13 protein-coding genes are annotated in these 17,766 nt (G+C 56.1%); 5 read left to right on the forward strand and 8 right to left on the reverse strand.

All coding sequences use genetic code 11. The annotated features are described in order from the left end of the window. Positions 1–256: 256 nt before the first annotated feature. The 7 genes from NK8_RS31955 to NK8_RS31985 form a co-directional block, all read right to left on the reverse strand. Complete coding sequence (locus NK8_RS31955; protein ID WP_213232246.1) at positions 257–1,681, reverse strand: aldehyde dehydrogenase family protein; 1,425 nt, start codon at positions 1,679–1,681, stop codon at positions 257–259. Continuing rightward, positions 1,668–3,005, reverse strand: a complete 1,338-nt coding sequence (locus NK8_RS31960) for an NAD(P)-binding domain-containing protein (RefSeq protein WP_213232248.1) — start codon at positions 3,003–3,005, stop codon at positions 1,668–1,670. The genes NK8_RS31955 and NK8_RS31960 overlap by 14 nt, the downstream gene beginning before the upstream one ends. A gap of 528 nt (positions 3,006–3,533) precedes the next feature. After that, the gene (locus tag NK8_RS31965) at positions 3,534–4,511 is read right to left on the reverse strand and encodes a tripartite tricarboxylate transporter substrate binding protein (RefSeq protein WP_225936449.1); all 978 of its coding nucleotides are present in this window, start codon (positions 4,509–4,511) and stop codon (positions 3,534–3,536) included. Between the two features lie 116 nt (positions 4,512–4,627). Further along, the gene (locus NK8_RS31970; protein ID WP_213232249.1) at positions 4,628–5,986 is read right to left on the reverse strand and encodes an MmgE/PrpD family protein; all 1,359 of its coding nucleotides are present in this window, start codon (positions 5,984–5,986) and stop codon (positions 4,628–4,630) included. Positions 5,987–6,679: 693 nt separating this feature from the next. Beyond that, positions 6,680–7,750 (reverse strand): amidohydrolase, encoded by a 1,071-nt coding sequence (locus NK8_RS31975; RefSeq protein ID WP_225936450.1) that lies wholly within the window; start codon positions 7,748–7,750, stop codon positions 6,680–6,682. A gap of 118 nt (positions 7,751–7,868) precedes the next feature. Then, on the reverse strand, positions 7,869–9,770 hold the full coding sequence (locus NK8_RS31980; protein ID WP_213232250.1) for an NAD-binding protein: 1,902 nt from the start codon (positions 9,768–9,770) through the stop codon (positions 7,869–7,871). Between the two features lie 9 nt (positions 9,771–9,779). Beyond that, complete coding sequence (locus NK8_RS31985; RefSeq protein WP_225936451.1) at positions 9,780–11,147, reverse strand: MFS transporter; 1,368 nt, start codon at positions 11,145–11,147, stop codon at positions 9,780–9,782. Between the two features lie 544 nt (positions 11,148–11,691). Between NK8_RS31985 and NK8_RS31990 the strand changes: the two genes are divergently transcribed. Together NK8_RS31990 and NK8_RS31995 are read left to right on the forward strand one after the other, a co-directional pair. After that, positions 11,692–13,017: an NAD(P)-binding domain-containing protein gene (locus NK8_RS31990; protein ID WP_213232252.1), complete on the forward strand. Its 1,326-nt coding sequence runs from the start codon at positions 11,692–11,694 to the stop codon at positions 13,015–13,017. A 113-nt stretch (positions 13,018–13,130) separates the two neighbouring features. Then, complete coding sequence (locus NK8_RS31995) at positions 13,131–14,105, forward strand: tripartite tricarboxylate transporter substrate binding protein (protein WP_213232253.1); 975 nt, start codon at positions 13,131–13,133, stop codon at positions 14,103–14,105. Between the two features lie 216 nt (positions 14,106–14,321). On the opposite strand, the gene NK8_RS32000 is transcribed toward NK8_RS31995, so the two are convergent. Next, positions 14,322–14,480: a rubredoxin gene (locus NK8_RS32000; protein WP_225936536.1), complete on the reverse strand. Its 159-nt coding sequence runs from the start codon at positions 14,478–14,480 to the stop codon at positions 14,322–14,324. A 436-nt stretch (positions 14,481–14,916) separates the two neighbouring features. Here NK8_RS32000 and NK8_RS32005 point away from each other — a divergent pair, with 436 nt between their 5' ends. From NK8_RS32005 to NK8_RS32015, 3 genes are all read left to right on the forward strand, one after another. After that, positions 14,917–16,086 (forward strand): thiolase domain-containing protein, encoded by a 1,170-nt coding sequence (locus NK8_RS32005; RefSeq protein WP_213232254.1) that lies wholly within the window; start codon positions 14,917–14,919, stop codon positions 16,084–16,086. A gap of 6 nt (positions 16,087–16,092) precedes the next feature. After that, on the forward strand, positions 16,093–16,497 hold the full coding sequence (locus NK8_RS32010; RefSeq protein ID WP_106854497.1) for a Zn-ribbon domain-containing OB-fold protein: 405 nt from the start codon (positions 16,093–16,095) through the stop codon (positions 16,495–16,497). A gap of 89 nt (positions 16,498–16,586) precedes the next feature. Continuing rightward, positions 16,587–17,756, forward strand: coding sequence for a beta-propeller fold lactonase family protein (locus tag NK8_RS32015; RefSeq protein WP_213232255.1), 1,170 nt, complete (start codon positions 16,587–16,589; stop codon positions 17,754–17,756). The last annotated feature ends 10 nt before the right edge of the window (positions 17,757–17,766 follow it).

Genomic DNA, 17,766 nt, shown 5'->3' on the forward strand with positions numbered 1-17,766 from the left:
AATGACAGGAGTTGACTTTGCAGCGCCCGTCCGATGAGTTCGACCTGGTTGATCATTCCCTTGATCCGCTCACCCCATTGATGCAACGTGCCGAAGCGCGACGCCGGGTCTTGGTTTGCCGCAGGTGAATACCGAACGCGCCGGAAGCAAGCGCGCTCGGTGGCCTCCTTTTCGAGGGTCGAATAATTCGTCTCAGGACGTGAAGACGGCAGAGGGACACACAGGTAGGGCAGTCAGATGCCCGATTTGGCCTCTCTCACGAACTGGCAAAGCCAATCATTGCTTTGACTTCGAGGTACTCCTCGAGACCGAAAACGCCCATTTCACGACCATTTCCCGACTGCTTGTATCCGCCCATCGGAGCTACATTATTGGACGGTGCGCCGTTCAAAAATATGCGTCCAGCCTGCATGCGTTCGCCCACCTTTCGCGCCGCCTGAAGATCTCCGGCAAAGATATAACCACCAAGGCCATAGCACGTGCCGTTTGCAATCTGAATCGCTTCTTCAATGTCGCGATAGGTGATTACAGACAGGACGGGCCCAAAGATTTCCTCTTGAGCGATTGTCATGTCGGGCGTGACGTCAGCAAATACTGTCGGACGAATGAAGTAACCTCGATCGAGCCTCTCAGGCCTCCCGGGTCCGCCGAAAATCAACCTCGCCCCTTCTTGTACTCCCTTTTCGATATAGCTTTGGACCCGATCGAATTGAGCTCGGTTGACAACCGGCCCCATCGTGGTGTTGGCGTCCTGTGGATTTCCGACCCGCACTTTCTCGGCTTCACGGCGAACGAAGTTAAGAAAAGCTTCAAGCTGATCATCTTTAACGAGAATACGGGTCGGAGAATGACAGGATTGTCCCGTGTTGGAAAAGCCTCTCGTCACGTTAAAGCGCGCGGCGGCCTCCAGGTCGGCGTCTGGAAGAATGATATTCGCTGACTTTCCGCCTAGTTCCTGGCACACTCGCTTGACCGTATCGGCTGCAGCCTGGGCTACGAGCACACCTGCTCGAGTGGACCCAGTGAACGAAACCATGTCGATCCCGCGGTGCCTCGATATGGCCTCTCCGACCGTCGGACCATCACCATTGACAAGGTTGAAAACTCCGGGTGGTACGCCCGCAGCATCAAAGACCTCGGCCAATACCAACGCACTGACCGGCGTGTATTCACTTGGCTTAACCACGACAGTACATCCTGCGGCCAGAGCGGAACCAAGTTTCGTGCAAAGTAGTTGCAGGGGCCAGTTCCACGCCGAGATGAGTCCGCAGACACCGATCGGTTCTCTCCGAATGATGTTGTCGGCCATCATCTTCTCAAACGAATAGTCGCCGAGTGTGATAATCGCCTGCCGAAAGGCCTGCAATGCTGTACCCGTTTGTGCGGTTAGTGCGGCAGGCGCCCCCATCTCCTGCGTGACTGCCGACATCAGGTCATCCTGACGACGTGTAAACGCCTCAACGACGTTTTGTAGCAATTCGATGCGCTGTTCCTTCTGCGTCTGGCTGAAGGACTCGAACGCCTTGCGCGCTGCCGCGACTGCACGATCGACGTCCTCCCGGGCACCGAGAGCTACGCGTCCGTAGGGCAGCTCAGTTGCGGGATCAATTAGCTCGAAGCTTTCCTTGCCAGCAGGTTCGCACCAGCGTCCGTCAATATAAAACTTGTCAAATTGCCTCATTTTTCTCTTCGCTATACGTAAGTGGAATTTCGAACAGAGCAGCTAATGCATCGACGTTGACATCTCCGTCAAGCGCGGACTGGGCGACCTCAACACGCGAGCGAACCAGATTCGCGATGGACATAGGCACGCGAAGGGCGGCCGCCATTTGCGAAACGAGTACAAGGTCTTTGACATACCACGAGAGCTTGACATCGGCTGTAGGCTTGCCCGTTCGAATTGCGCCGATGACGCGACGGAAGGCTGCAGTCCAGCCCGAACTTCGTTCGATGAGTCGATCCAGCAAATCCAGCTTCAGGCCAACTTTTGACGCGAGCGCGAGTGCTTCGTAAACGACGATTCGATTACTCGCCCCTAGCGCGTTCTTTACGAGCTTGGCGGCTTGGCCGGCGCCGCTTGCGCCGAAATATGAAATCTTTCCGCCCATTCTCTCCAATATCGGGGACACGAGGGCATATGCCTCAGGCTGTCCTCCACACAGAGTTACCAACGTACCTTCTGCCGCCCCTCTTGGACCGCCCGTCACTGGCGCGTCGATTAACTCGACGCCCTGCTCCCGGAGCCTCTCGGCCATCATCTGTGTCTCGAAAGGACTTCCGGTTGTTTGGTCGATTACAATTGTTCCCGCCTTTAACCCATCAGACATCCCTTGTTCCCCAAAAAGGATCTTCTCGACATCCCCAGACGTCGGTACGCACAGGATGATGAGGTCGCACTTTTGCGCGAGTGTCAGAACGTCGGGCGCTGCGACAGCGCCCATTGTGACGAGTTCATTAACTCGGTCTTGACTCACATCGTAGACATGAAGCTCGCGTGCAACGCTCAACGCCTGACGCGCCAACGCTGCACCCATTGCCCCGAGCCCGACGTAACCGATTACCGGCGCGGAAGCGGTCCGGGATAGGTCAGTATCGGACGCTTCCGTGCGGGCGACTGGGTTGAACTCGGCAAGCGGCTTGTCGAGGGAAATTCCAGCCATAGACCCAATGACAGTGTGCATATCATTTAGATCCGCGTTCGGCCCGACGATATTCGCGCTCATTGCCAGCAGCGAGCGTGTGTGGCTCGCCAAAGGCATGGGCACTCCTAGCGTCATGCCAAGGCTAATGATCCGATTCAAGTCGTCCATGGCAGACGTCAGAGATCGCTCCTTTATACGGTCGTCCCTGAACAAGTCGGGAAGCAACACTTCGGAGATGCGACTTCGACCACTGCTCAGGTTTATCGCCTCCGTCAAGTCAGCCAACGAAAGTCCAGCTCGGAAGCCCATGGCTACCGACTCCAAATTTAACAGTCGCCCGGTGAGGTACATCGATTGGTTCATCAGGGCGACCGCGTACGCATGTACCAATCGAGGACCGCAATAGGCGCAGGGGCCGATTGCTTCCAGAACGGGTAGTGCCTTCCGATATGCATCCTGCCCACCCGACACGAGTACGGTATTAGTCTCTGACCCAAGGTCGCAGATCGCAGTCGCTGACAACAGAAGGACACCAGTCCGCTCAAGTTGAAACTCAGCTTCCTCGCTCCACCACCTCGGGTCGCCATCCAGGTCGACCAGTACCGTCCCTGGAGAGAGCCGGCTAAGGTATATGTCCCTCTCGAAACTAAATCGGTCGCAATTGCCCACTTCACCAAGGCGTAAGAATACGATGTCACAACGCAGAGCTTGCTCCTTCTCTGCAAGCAATCCGTCATCAGCGACTCGTTCGGACGCCGTCCCTGTCTCACACGGATTAAATCTCCTCAACTCGGGAAGGCGTTCAACGCGGGTAGCCCAATCGCTGCTCGGTCCGATGTATGCCACCGAAATCATCATCTGCTCCTGAATGACGCCCTGGGGGTTCAAGCTTTACTGCTTCGGAATACCCGTGTCCTTAATGACTTTACTAGTAGCTGCCAAATCCTTTTTCAAGAACGCCTCGGATTCTGAAGGCGACGCATAGTACGGCTCCGTTCCCTCTGACTGCAATCTGGCCTTGATTTTCGGATCGTTTAATGTCTTGGCTAACGCGTCGGACAGTTTCTTCACCCTATCGGCAGGAGTACCCGCCGGTGCAAAGAGCCCCAACCAGTAGTAATAGCTGTAGCCAGGAACACCCTGTTGCGCGGCAGTCGGGAGATTCGGAAGCACACCGATCGGTGCGTCGGACGTGACCGCCAGGGCTCGCAGCAAACCGCCGCTCAAACCGGGCTGACTACTGCCGTATGCGTCAATCAGAAAGCTGACTCGTCCTGCGATTACATCAGGCATGGCGGCACCATTCCCTTTGTAGGGAACGTGTTGCATCTGTACGCCCGCATCCTTCAACAACATCGCTGCTGCGATGTGTGTCGTTGTGCCGACGCCGGCAGAGCCATAGCTGATTGAGCCGGGCTTTTCCTTCGCGTCCTTGAGCAAGTCTGAAAGAGACTTGTAGCTTGACTTGCTGCTCGTTACGATCAACGCCGGTGAGCGGACCATCGTTCCGACGTCAATGAAGTCTTTCAGGGCGTCGTAGCCGGGTTCTTTATTGAGCGACTGCTGAATCGCCAACGTGCTTCCTGTCGACATCAAGGTGTATCCATCTGCCGGCTGTTCCTTGGTGTAACGGATTCCCACAAGGCCGCCCGCACCGGTGCGATTGTCAACAATGATCGATTGCCCGAGGATTTCCCCAAGCCGTTGGCAAATAACACGAGTGGTGACGTCTCCCCATCCGCCGGCAGAGACAGGCACAATCACTCGGATGGAGCGTGTCGGAAAGTCATCGGCCGCCCATGCGCCGAAGGGCGCGGCTACAGTTGCCGAAATGATCATTCCAGAGATAAGTGTTTTCAGCCTAGTCATTATCCGTCTCCTAATCTTGTTTTGTGTTTCACTTACTGTGCTTCTTCCGCCTGCATCTCTTCCCGAAGACTCGCTCTATTTGATGCAGGCGACAACCAACGGATTTCAGAAACTTCTTATTCGTTTTTTAGCATTTTGACCAAATCCTTAATGTCCTCAACCGCGGTCAGCCCTCGTATCAGTCGAAAGCTTCTATCAATCGCGTCCACGTCGGCACCTCCGTATGGCATGAGCGACCTATATTTAGATTCGACCTGATCCCATTCGATGCCGCGCACAGCAGCGCCCTTCGGAAAGCGGACCGACCGCTCAATAACACGACCGTCATTGGTCTCAATCTTGACGATAGCGCCGCTTTTGTACAGATTCTTATCCGGGACGTCGTAGTCGACCCGCGTAACCCGATCGAACAGAGATCTAATGCGGGGGTCAGCAATCTTTTCGGGGAATGCATGCGGCCAACTGTAGTCGTGGTCCGCTGCGCCGGCCGCAGCAAAGTAGAAGGGACTATGTGCGATGCCAATTAGATCGGTTGGATTCTTTGGTCCGGGAAATGGGTAGTCGGGCAACGTGAATGAGATGTGGTGGATGTCAGTCACATCCAAGTCTCCTTCTCTTGCGGCGAGGGCCGCCGCTTCTGCCACCGCATGAAAAGGGGAACCGCCCGGGACCATCTTGATTCCGAGTTCAGTCAAAATGCTCCACTTACGTCCCAACTGGTCGATCACGGCGTTGGCGTCGTGCCCCCCACCCAGAGTCTCGAAGAAACCACGCTTCATTTCGAATGTGCCGAGCTCTGCCTCATATCCCAGGCCGGCCGCCTGAGCGCTGTAGACGCCCATCATTGCCGCATTGCCAGCGTGGTATTCACGAGCAAGACTTGTCGCTGCTGCTGCGTGCAAGCCGCCCATGGAAGTGGCGGCCAACGATAACGCATGCGCCGCAGCCTCTCGACTCAGCTTAAGCAGACGCGCGGCCGCTGCCGCCGCCGCAAAAGTCGCAACAACGCACCCGTGGAAACCCTTGCGCTGCAATCCGCCAATCATCGCAGTGTTGATGTTGCCAGCGATCTCATACCCAACAACGATCGCCTCGACAATTTCCGCGCCCGATGCTCCGCACGCTTCTCCGACTGCCATCGCCGCTGCGCATGCTTGGGTGCCGCTATGCACGATGTTACGGAGGTCACTATCGTCAGACGCAGCGGCGTCACTCATTAGCGCGTTTAACCTAGCACTTGCCACCACTGGCAAACGTTCCCATTTGCCGAACCACGCCGAACTCTCAGACGCTCCTCCTCTGCTCAGCTCCAGCGACCTGATGAGCTTGCTCGAATCGAGAGTTGATCCCAACGCCGCGCTGGCGAGCGTACTTGCCAGAAGCATCTTCCCGTAGTCGACCGCGTCTGGCGGCATGTGCTCAATATTCGATTCCGTTATGAAGTTGCCGTAACGGAGAGAGAGATATTCACTCATTGATGTTTAGCGTTCCCACATCTCTGCGAATTTGCCGGAAGGTATCGGTGCCGTGCAATCTCGGCAGCGTCAGAATCGACTGTACGTCGATGGCACCGCGGTGTCAACGAAAAAGGAACGCGTTTCACTGCGTGAAACTTAGAAATTCAGTGAGGCCGTAGATTACGGACAACCGATCGAGGCTCGGATATGGTGTGGAAACGCTGTCGGCGGCCCTGAAGCGGACCGCGTTTTAAGATGATTTTTGCGAGCGCGCACTCTCGAACCCGAGCGCTGATCGAGGAGCGAGGCTGGACGGGACTCGCATTTCTACTTGAGCGGTTCAACGACTGCTTGTGTTCGACCACGCCGCCTGTGTCACAGCAGTCCTAGTCCTGCCGCCTCGGTCGACATTCCTGAGCGCACGCAGCGCTCGATTCTCGAAACGAAAACGCCCATGAGCAGCTCCGAGCGGCCAAAGTCGGGCGAGTGCGTTGGTGCGAACGACATATCCAGCTAGACATTCCTGCTCGTAGCTGAGCTGCGGGTGAAGAAAAGTCGCTGCGGAAATCTTTGGTAGGTTTCCTCAAGCGACTCCCTTATGAGCGCACCGATTGAATGCACGCGGCGGCGAAGCTCGCGGCATAACGCGTTCCACATAACAACCGAAGCTCCGATTAACAGGTATTGCACCTCACCGGAGGTTCTGAACCCCTACTGAAGCCGATAGATCCGAGCTGCATTGTCTCGATAAAGCGCGCGCTTCTCAGATTCGGAGTAGTGTCGCGTTACGCGCTTGAAGGCATTCCAAAGCACACCGTATCCGCAGGTTTGCTTATCGACCGGAAAGTTGCTCTCGAACATGCAACGTTCAGGGCCGAAGAATTCGATACAGGTCTCAATGTACGGTCTCCAAGATGCGGCGAGTGCTTCGGATGTCGGGGGTTCCGAATACAGATGATAGTTCCAGCCGCAGTAGAGCATCCCGAGCCCACCGATCTTGACCGTCAAATTTGGATGCTGCGAAAGCTGCTGAATGTACGCGCGCCAAGTCGAGAACACCTCCGGACGATTCACATGCGGCGGAACGCCGAGAATGCCACCCGCGTGGTCGAGGATGACATTCGTATTCGGAAACTCGCGAAGAAGGCTTATCAGATCTGGTAATTGGGGATAGAAAATCCACGCATCGTATGATAGGTTCAGTGGCGCGAGCCTCGCGAATCCTTCTCGGAAGTTGGAATCCAGAAGAACGTGAGGACGGGCGAACGCGCGCCCAAATCCGGCCTGTCCCGAATCAAACGTTGCACCGTGCCGGATTCCGCGCAAGCGGCCGCGACCCGCCTCAAGCATCGTATCGAGTACAGCTTGCACATCGCTGCCGAGCAGAAGATCTGCATGCCCGACAATTCCGGCGCACAACTTGGGGCCTTCCGGTCGCTCGGTCGCGCATGCATCGGCAAACATGCTAGCGAACTCAACTTCACCAACTGGGCGCATCGACTCTGGACCGGTCTCACGGTAGTTCGCTTTGAACTGCATGTACACGGTCGCCTCGATTCGGTGGCCCGTTCCTATGTCAGCGAGCAGTTCGTCCGCAAGATAGCGCCCGCGCTCGTCATTCCAAATATGGTGATGCGGGTCGATGATAGGAAGCTCAGGCTCTAGGGCTTCCTCGACGCGTCGCTTCGTCCAGGCATCCAGCGCTTCGAGATCTCGATGGTTGTTGCCCCGAAAATCGACCACTGTCGCTGGAATAGTTTCAGTCTCGTTCTGCGTCGTCACTCCGGAACCTCTCTTTTGTTCAATGCTGTCGCTGGCTGTCGACCGTCGGACCGGCAGGAGCTTCGCTTCACCGCCCCGGCACTTCGACGACTAGAGATACTCGCTGACAGAAACGTTTCTACGCGGCCTGCTGTGCGGGATCGACGGTTTCGACCTTGACTTGCGCCCAGGACTCGTACTGCTTCGCGATGGAACTCACGTCTTCAGGGGAATGTCCGCCACTGCACACGAGGCCATAGACTCCCAAGACCTTGTCGAAGATCCACGTTGTAACACCCAGCTGACGTGCCGCATCCGTTGCCATAGTCAGGTGGCGCCTAGCCTGTGCGAGAGTCAACCCATAGTCAAAGCGGCGAGTCGCTACCTGCTCTGGGAGGATCCGAGCACTCGCGGCGTTTCTTCCGGTCTCGATGCCCATAATCGTCCTCATTTGCAACGGAGTCAGGCCAGCCTTGGCCCCTGCGACGAATGCCTCGGACGTAACGACAAGAAGTGTCGCAAACAACGACGCGTGAATCATGTGCATCAACTGGGCGTCCCCTGGCCGCTCCGAGATCACAAACACTCGACGACTCAACGCGGCCAGCAACGGCGCTACTGCGTCGATGGCAGCGGCTGCGCCGCCGACGATGATTACCCCTTCGCCCGATCGACGCTCATGGGACGATCCAGTGTGCAAGCCGTCAACGCATTTGAGGCCGAGCTCTCGTGTCTGCTGGTGAAAACGAGTGGATTCGGCTACAGGCATTGCTCGAGTGTTGATGACAACACAGCCATCGCCGGCTGCTTGGCGAATGCGCTTCACAACAAGGGACTGTTCGTCACTTTCCTTTACGCCGATCAAGACGCACGTCCCGAAAGATCGAGCTGGCACAGTCGTAGGTTGTGCCGCCCCTGCCTCACCGTGCGGTATCTCGACTTTGAATCCCTGGGCACGCAATCGGAGAGAAATAGGCTCAGCCTCGGATTCGTCACATATAAGAATATGGGGAACGAAGGTTGCGCTCACCGAAACCGCCCGCTCGCAGGAAATGGCCTCTCCGCGGCTCGCCACCTCGACCCCAGACCACGGCTCAAGATAGGTAATAAGCGAAGTTCCGTCGCGGTCCGCTCCCCCCTGCGTTGCCGCATACTTCCAGACTTGCTGCACGGTTTGTGCAACCCACATCGGAACCCCGCGATTTTGAGCCTCTTCGACCGTCAGTGAAATGTCCTTGGCCGTAATGGCCATGCGGGCTCCAAAATCGAACTTACGCGGCAACACCGACCGTGCGAACTTATTTCGGGTCGCACTACTGCTTGCGTCGCCTGAGTTGATGATTTCAAGCATCCGCTGAGGGTTTAGTCCGCCCTTGACGCCCAAAATGAACGCTTCGCAGGCGGACGCCATTCCGGTGGCCGACAGCGAGTTATTGAGAAGTTTGAGCGTCTGAGCCTTTCCGGTCTCCTCACCTAGATACAGCACCTCGAGGCTCGCCAGGTCTCGCATAATGGGAGAGACACGTTCGAACGCGCGCGCGGGCCCAGAACACATGATTCCGAGCTTGCCATTCCCCGCCGTTGTCACGTTGCCTGTGATCGGAGAGTCAAGCAGGTCGATTTCGAAGGACTTCAGATCCGCTGCGAGATCTTGAGCGAATCGTGCCCCGGTCGTCGAGAAATCGACCAGAATACGTGCGGCGCCGCCTTTCGAAACACCTTCTTTTCCAAAGACGACTTCCTTGATGGCCGGCAAGGACGGCAAGCAAGTCAACACGATTGGGGCGCGATCGGCAATCGCTTTGGCTGACGTCATCGATTCCGCACCTCGCTCGACGACCGAAGCGACGGCCGCTGCGTTGGTGTCGTACACAAGCAATGAGTATCCGAGCGCCGCAAGATGACCCGCCATTGGGGCGCCCATCGCCCCCAGGCCGATAAATCCGATCGGCTCAGAGGTAACGTGGTTTGTAGGAGCGGTTGGTTCAGTCATTGTTAAACTCGAGAGGACAAGATTCAATTTTCTCTTGGGCAGCGCCAAGCCTAGCTGCTACACGGACTCATCACGCCGTTCCCTCAGCTTGGAAGCCGGCACCCCCAAGACGATGATGAAGCCACCGGCAAGTGCGATTGCTGCAATGGTGTATAGCCCGATCGCGATGCTATGAGTATTGGTCATCAGCCAGCCCAGCCAGGTCGGTGTCAGCAGTGAACCTGCCTGTCCCAGGCTGCTCATCAACGCGATGCCGGCCGCAACAGATGCCGCCGGGAAGTACGCGGGGGGAATCGTCCAGAACATTGTGCTACCCGCGTAATATGCGATTGCCAGCAGCGAAAGGCAGCCGATTGTCAAGACCGGGCTGTGGACCACACTCGGAAGCAGGACGAGCCCCACTGCCCCAATGGAAATCGAAAACAGGTAATGCCAGCGGCGCTCGACGCGGTGGTCGGAGTGTCGGGCAATGACAATCATCCCAATCGCACCAATAACGGAGGGAATCGCAGAAAGTAGAGATAGGTGCAGGATGTTGGTGACACCTGCTCGATGAATGATAGTGGGCGTCCAATAATTCATAACGATGCCCAGCATCGGCGTAACCAACGATGCGAGCACGACCACATAGACGCGTGGGTCGCGAAGAACCGCGACCAGGCCGGAATGAACAGGCTTGCCTTTGAATGCGCGATCCGCTTGGATGTTATCCAAGATAATCTTGCGCTCGGTGTCCGTCAGCCATTTTGCCTGATCGGGTTTATCATCGAGATAAAAGTAAGCGAAGACCCCGAGCAGGACTGCGGGTATCCCTTCAAGCAAGAACAGCCATTGCCAGTTACGAAGTCCGCCAACGTCGACGAACGTGTTGAGGATCCAACCGGCCAAGGGTCCTCCAATCATTCCTGATACCGCAATTGCGAGCAAGAAGCGCGACGTGATGCGTGCGCGACGAGCGGACGGAAACCAATAGGTAAGATAGAGCAATAGACCAGGATAGAAGCCGGCTTCGGCAGCTCCAAGCGCAATTCGGGCGATGTAGAACTGCGTGCTCGTCTGTATGAACATCATCAAGCAAGTGATGCAGCCCCACAGAAACATAATTCGCGCCATGGTGAGCCGCGCACCGGTTCGCTCCAACATCAGGTTGCTCGGAACTTCAAACAGGACATAGCCGATCGAAAATAACCCTACCCCCAATCCGTAGGCTGCGTCCGAGAGCGCGAGATCTCTCGACAGCGGAAGCTTCGCGAACCCGAGGTTCACCCGGTCAATGTAGTTAACTACCCAACAAAGAAATAAGAACGGAACAAGTCTCAGGGTGACCTTCCGATACGCTGCCTTCACCTCCTTGTCAGTCGCCGATGCCTCAGCAGGCTGATCACCGCTCCAACCCTGTACAGGGGGCTGTACTGATTGCTCCATGGTCTGCTCCATCCCGCCAGTTATCGTGCGTACTGGTCTGTGTTCACAAGGGTGTTCTCATTTGACACGAAAGGCAAAGGGCCCGCGCCTGGCTGTCCACTGCGTTGAACAGCATGCAGCGGGCGAGCGTACGGAGGCCTTCGGTCAACGCTCGGTCTGGAAGATTGTCGAATGCCGCATGGTGGGTCGTCTCCTAAGTTTTGTGAATGTCAACTTCGCGTTCGCCACTTCTGAACAAACAAAGGGTTAACCCCTGTCCTATACAACGGTTGGCGCCGCCACGAAATCTTGGATCAACTTTATATCCAGGGCGCTTCTACGTCAATATAATTGGAATCTGTTCCATTCATCGAAACCGTAATCGCGATGACATCAGACTGCCGTCTTTCATTTTTGGTTTCACTGTATGGAATCAATACTGATGAGTAGAATGCGTGCTACGATCTTCGCATACACCCGATACACTTCAGCCGGCGTTTGATCTCGGCCCACGAAGGCGGGTTCTGTAGAAAAGATAGGCAAACGACTAGGGAGGCGACGCAAGATGAAGATTGGTTACATCGGACTGGGAGCGCTAGGCGGTCAACTGGCACGTCGATTTTTATCAGCGCACGAGCTCTGCGTGTGGGATTTGAATGCGAACGCTGCAACGGCATTCGCTGAGGCGGGCGCGAAGGTCGCTCCGTCGGCGGCCGCGCTCGCCTCTGAGAGCGACGTGATCCTTCTTTGCCTTCCACGAAGCTCTGATGTAAGAGAACTGATTTTCGGGCCTGGCGGGTTAGCCGAAGGACTTTCGGCCGGAAAAGTTGTTATCGATCAGACCAGCGGTGTTCCCGAGGAGACTCGAGAAATTGCAGAGCTTCTTGCTCGTCAAGACGTTGGCATGATCGATGCCGCTGTATCGGCTTCTCCGTCCATTGTTGCCAGCGGTGGCGCAACACTCATGGTTTCGGGTCCCGACGATGTAGTTGAGACGGCGCTTCCAGCGCTTCGAACCATCACTGAAACAATCTTCCGCTGCGGCACTCGCGTTGGCGACGGGCAAGCCATGAAGATGGTCAACAATGCGATGAACGCGGCCTGTCGCCTTGGCACTTTGGAGATCGCCGCTCTGGGAGTGAAGGCCGGTCTTTCGCTCGCATATCTGAGTGAATTCTTGAACCGGGAACCTGCTCGCAATCAAACGACATTGAAGATGCTTCCGGCTCTGGTCGAAGGAAAGGAGTCGACCAACTTTGCCCTCTCGCTGATGCTGAAGGATGTCAATCAGGCGGTGTCACTTGGCATGACTCGCTCAGTGCCGATGCCCATCATGAACATTACCCGCGGACTGCTGCAAATTGGTTTGAACACCATTGGCGATCGCGCGCGTTTGGAAGACATGGTTGGTCTCGTCGAGTCTATGGCAGCGACCAAGCTGACCCAGGCTAAGGAGACGACAAAGCCGGACCTTGCCGGTTCGACGGCCCCCCTGCCAGCAATTGAGGATGTTCTGATCAACAGTCTTGAATGTCTCGGGCGAGCTGTGACCTACGAATGCGCATCCGCCGGGCTGAAGTATGGGCTCAAGCTCGATGACATAGCGCTGGTTGTGAATAAAGGCTCGGGTTGGAGCGACGCTTCGCGAACGCTTCTTCCGGCGCTTGCGTCTGGCAAGTCAGAATCTGGGGCTGCCATAGATTCTTACCTCGGTCATCTCAAGGCATGTTCCTCGCTGGCCAGCCGAGTGGGCGCGCCCACACTGATACCGAATGTGGTCCTCGGGATCTTCGAACAGGCAAAAAATCAGCTTGGAGGCTCCTCAAGCGTTGAGCAACTTGCTCGCATGTATGAGGACACGGCCGGTGTCAAGATGCGGCGACAAGAGTGACGCCTCGGTAAGCCAACGTTAGAGATACTGATCTCGAGCATCGGACTTCTCTGGTAATCCGAACTGCCCGGCGCCGGGATTGAGAAACATCTACCTCTTAAGAGTCGACTCCAATGCCAAAGCTTCTGGTCAACCTCGCGCACTTCTTTTGCATTTCGCTTATCTCAGCGAGCCAAGTGCACGCTGAAGATTCATTTCCTTCACACCCTGTCCGGATCATTGTGAACACCGGTCCGGGCGGGCTGCTCGATGTAACGACCCGTCTGATTGCCCAGCAAATGAGTCTCAACCTTAAACAGTCCGTCATCGTCGAAAATCGGGCCGGCGGCGATGGTCTGGTAGGCATCAACGTCGTCAAGGAAGTTCGGCCCGACGGATACACCCTGTTAGCATCCGCGGGCACTATGGTTTATCAGCAATCGGTGCGACAGGATCCGGGCTACAACCTCTTGAGCGACTTCACCGGAATCGGGTTCATCGGCAGATCGCCCCTACTTCTCGAAGTCTCTACCAGCGAACCAGAGAAAGCCCTTTCAGACTTCATAAGCCGCGCGAAAGCGAATCCAGGCAAGCTTTCGTATGCATCGGCTGGCATCGGAACCGGGACACATCTAGGAGCGGCACTCTATCTTCAGAAGGCCGGGTTGCAACTTCTGCACGTCCCTTACAAGGGCAACGGACCAGCGATGCCTGACGTGATGAGCGGTCGTGTGAATATGATCTTCGAAGCTTACAGCAGCAGTAAGGGCTATCTGGACGGAGGTAAGCTTCGAGCCCTCGGAGTTACGTCAAACTCAAGGCTCAAGGCGCTACCGAATGTTCCAACCTTGGCTGAGCAAGGAGCTCCCGGGTATAGTTTCTACACCTGGATGGGCCTTGTCGCACCCGTCGGAACCCCGAAAGACGCGGTTCAACGTCTTTCAGAGGCACTGCGCGACTCGATAAACAATAATTCGCTTCGAGAGCGATTGGCTAGTCAAGGCATTGAGACGTCTCCCATGACGCCCCCGGAGTTTAATAAGTATCTTAGGAATGAAGTGTCAGAAGTGAGCCGAGTCGTTACCAATCTCGGAATACAAAAACAATAACGCGGAACATTGTTAGGGCGCGTAACGCGCGCTGTTCCGTGCCTCTAAGAATCGCGAGAACCAAGGGGACCTGCGCCGAGCTGCCCGCTATGCTCGGCGCGGGTGATCATAAAAGATCCTCGAGACAAGGAAGCATGCGGAGATCTCGCGTTCTTGCGGCCCGAGTCAGACGCTCGATTCCAAATAACGAAGTATCGGCGCAAGCTCCCTCGTACATCAAACCTCCACCATTTCAAAATCACTCTTTCCCACCGAGCATTCCGGGCACAGCCAGTCGGCGGGCACATCTTCCCAACGCGTGCCAGCAGGGATACCGTCCTCAGGAATACCCTCGGCCTCGTCGTAAATGAAACCGCAAAGGACACACTGCCACACCTTAAAGTCCGACTGAACCGGCGCAGCCGCCGAGACATCGTCAAGTTCGTTCAATTTCGCGTTCATACTTTCCTCAACAACCGGCACCACTAGCCGGTATAGAACGTCGCCAGCCGAAAACGCGCCCTGCAACTCAGAGTCGATTAAAAAGCTGCACGGGCAGATCGTCGCCCACGAGACGAGCCCGAGAAGGCTTTCACCGAAACCGTGCTAAAACCGGCCGCCGCGAGCACATCAAGCACCACCCCTCTGTCTCTGTCTCCTCCCCATTTAGCATTACCCTGCCCCACATTACCAATGGTATCATTGGTTTTACTGAACAGCACTGGTTTCATTCATCGAAACTTGACCAGGTGCTAGTGGTTCATGACCAGGCCCCAGGCACCAGGCACGTGCTGGGAGTCGCGACTTCACCTGTTGAAGAGGAGTTGAGCGTATGACTGTAAAAGGCAAGGCTTACATCGTTGGGGCCTATGAGCATCCACTACGTAAAGCACCCAATCACTCTGTGGCGCAATTGCATGCCGAGGTAGCAAAAGGTGCGATAGAAGATGCCGGTTTGACCAAAGATGATATCGACGGCTTCTTTTGCGCCGGCGACGCACCAGGAGCCAACGCGTGGTCCCTAGCGAATTATCTGAACCTCAATCAACTGAAGCATATCGATTCGACGGACATGGGAGGGTGCTCCTACTTGATCCACGTTGCTCATGCCGCGGAGGCGATTGCCGCCGGGAAGTGTAATGTCGCGCTCATTACGCTCGCGGGCCGGCCAAATTCCGAGGGAATCTCCGGAACGCAGGTTCGCGTTCGTGGCGTGAACATGCCTGACGCGCCCTACGAGCTTCCGTACAGCCCCGTGACGTTGAACCTATATGCAATGGCTGCGATGCGTCATATGCATGAGTACGGCACGACTAGCGAGCAACTCGCGTGGGTCAAGGTTGCGGCTTCACACCACGCGCAATACAACCCTCAAGCAATGTTGCAGTCCGTCGTAACGGTCGACGAGGTCTTGGCATCGCCGATGATTTCCGATCCTTTGCACCGTCTCGACTCCTGCGTTGTAAGCGACGGTGGCGGGGCGATTATCGTCGCGCGCCCCGAAATCGCTAAAAGCCTGAACCGTCCGAACATTAAGCTTTTAGGCTGCGGTGAATCAACGAAACACCAGATGGGCGGGAAGATTGACCTGACGTACACAGGTGCAGCATGGACCGGTCCGCGTGCTTTTGAAGAGGCAGGCTTGTCGCCATCTGACATCCAGTATGCGTCAATCTACGACAGCTTCACCATCACTGTAATTCTCCAACTCGAAGACCTCGGTTTCTGCAAGAAGGGGGAAGGCGGCAAATTCGTCGCCGACGGTAACTTGATCTCCGGTTCAGGGAAGCTCCCTTTCAACACTGATGGCGGTGGTCTCTGTAACAACCACCCGTCGAACAGGGGCGGTATGACAAAAATCATCGAAGCAGTGCGGCAACTGCGCGGAGAAGCTCACGCCAAGGTGCAGGTCCCTGATTGCGCGCTGGCGCTTGCTACCAGTATCGGCGGCGCTATTGGTCATCGCCATGGAGCAGCCACCATTATCTTGGAACGGGAGTGAGAAGAGATGACTGCACAGAATCCTGAAAGAAAGATTGGCGACCCCGCGATGAATCCGGGCGACGAGCCATATTTCGCGGCCGCAAAGGAAGGCCGGCTATTGATCAAACGCTGCAACTCCTGCGGGCAGCCGCATCACTATCCCCGCCAACTGTGTCCATTCTGCTGGAGTTCGGATGTAGTCTGGAGCGATGCAAGCGGCGATGGAGAAATCTACACCTACAGCGTGACTCGACGGGGAGCGGGAGCACCCTATTGCATTGCGTACGTGGCGCTTGATGAGGGACCTGTGGTGATGACAAACATCGTCGACGTCGATTTAGACACGGTGAAGATCGGCCAGCGCGTAAAGGCCGTCTTCAAAACATCAGCGAATGGCACGTCAATCCCGATGTTCACTCCGTCTTCGTAAGAATGTTTCTGCGCACGCCAGCCGTGACGGTCCCCTGCTGAGACCGACAGCTGACAAACAACTGAGCGATCCACACTCTTGGAGGAGACATGACAGGGAAGGTGTTCTTGTATAGCGCCGTCGACAACGTCCTGACCCAATACCAGGTCGACGTTGCTTCGGGCGTTCTGGAGAGAAGGTGCAGCATCCAGGTCCCTGCGAAAATTCAGTATGCGTGGCCACATCCGTCGCGCCAGTACCTCTACCTAACGACCAGCAACGGTGGCCCCAGGGTCAAGTCGGACTACAACCACGTCAGTGCGTTCGCCATCGGGCCAGACGGAGCCCTGACGCAGCACGGCAATCCGCAGCCACTCGACCGGCGCGCGGTCCACATGTGCGTCGACCCGACCGGACAGTTCATCTTGAACGCGCACAATCATCCGATGAGCGGCATAACCGTTCATAGCATCAACGCGGACGGGACTATTGGCAAAGCAGTTGAGCAACCGCACTCTCTCGACTATGGAATCTATCCTCACCAGGTGATGACATTTCCATCCGGAGATGCGGCACTCATTGTCGACCGAGGGAACAACCCACAGGGCGACAAGCCCGAGGACCCCGGCGCTCTTCGCTCGTTCAAAATGCGCAATGGTGTGCTTGATGTCGGAAACGTCGCTGCGCCATGGGGAGGGTATGGGTTCGGGCCACGGCATGTCGACTTCCACCCATCCAAACCCTGGCTTTACGCGTCTGACGAGCGTATGAACCGTCTGTATATGTTCCGCATCATTGACGGTCGTATAGAACAAGTACCAGCTTATACACGAGAGACGCTCGCAGACTCCAAAAGCGTCGCTGCGCGGCAAATTGCCGGCCCGATCCACGTTCACCCGTCCGGTCGATACGTTTATGTCGCCAATCGAGCCGACCACTCAATCGAAAAAGATGGCCAAAAGGTCTTTGCGGGCGGCGAAAACAACATTGCAGTGTATGTGCTTGATCAAGCTACCGGCGAACCGCAACTCATGCAACATGCCGACACGCATTCCTTTCACGTCCGGACCTTCGCGTGTGACCCAAGCGGCTCGTTGCTCGTGACAGCGAGCATCAAGGCTCTCTCCGTCGAGGTTGGTACAGGACTAAAAGAGGTCCCTGCAGCCCTGAGCGTTTTCCGGATAGGTGAAGATGGAAGTCTCGACTTCATGCAGAAGTACGATGTCGAGACTTCCGGGAATGAACTTCAATATTGGATGGGAATTGTCTCAGCGAAGTAAGGCTTTGTGC

Origin of the sequence: Caballeronia sp. NK8, assembly GCF_018408855.1 — a bacterium.
Taxonomy (GTDB): domain Bacteria; phylum Pseudomonadota; class Gammaproteobacteria; order Burkholderiales; family Burkholderiaceae; genus Caballeronia.

What these genes read in the sequence shown, in the direction of transcription:
- NK8_RS31955 (WP_213232246.1), bottom strand. Translation starts at nt 1,681, where the DNA reads ATGAGGCAATTTGACAAGTTTTATATTGACGGACGCTGGTGCGAACCT.
- NK8_RS31960 (WP_213232248.1), bottom strand. Translation starts at nt 3,005, where the DNA reads ATGAACCAATCGATGTACCTCACCGGGCGACTGTTAAATTTGGAGTCG.
- NK8_RS31965 (WP_225936449.1), bottom strand. Translation starts at nt 4,511, where the DNA reads ATGACTAGGCTGAAAACACTTATCTCTGGAATGATCATTTCGGCAACT.
- NK8_RS31970 (WP_213232249.1), bottom strand. Translation starts at nt 5,986, where the DNA reads ATGAGTGAATATCTCTCTCTCCGTTACGGCAACTTCATAACGGAATCG.
- NK8_RS31985 (WP_225936451.1), bottom strand. Translation starts at nt 11,147, where the DNA reads ATGGAGCAATCAGTACAGCCCCCTGTACAGGGTTGGAGCGGTGATCAG.
- NK8_RS31990 (WP_213232252.1), top strand. Translation starts at nt 11,692, where the DNA reads ATGAAGATTGGTTACATCGGACTGGGAGCGCTAGGCGGTCAACTGGCA.
- NK8_RS31995 (WP_213232253.1), top strand. Translation starts at nt 13,131, where the DNA reads ATGCCAAAGCTTCTGGTCAACCTCGCGCACTTCTTTTGCATTTCGCTT.
- NK8_RS32005 (WP_213232254.1), top strand. Translation starts at nt 14,917, where the DNA reads ATGACTGTAAAAGGCAAGGCTTACATCGTTGGGGCCTATGAGCATCCA.
- NK8_RS32010 (WP_106854497.1), top strand. Translation starts at nt 16,093, where the DNA reads ATGACTGCACAGAATCCTGAAAGAAAGATTGGCGACCCCGCGATGAAT.
- NK8_RS32015 (WP_213232255.1), top strand. Translation starts at nt 16,587, where the DNA reads ATGACAGGGAAGGTGTTCTTGTATAGCGCCGTCGACAACGTCCTGACC.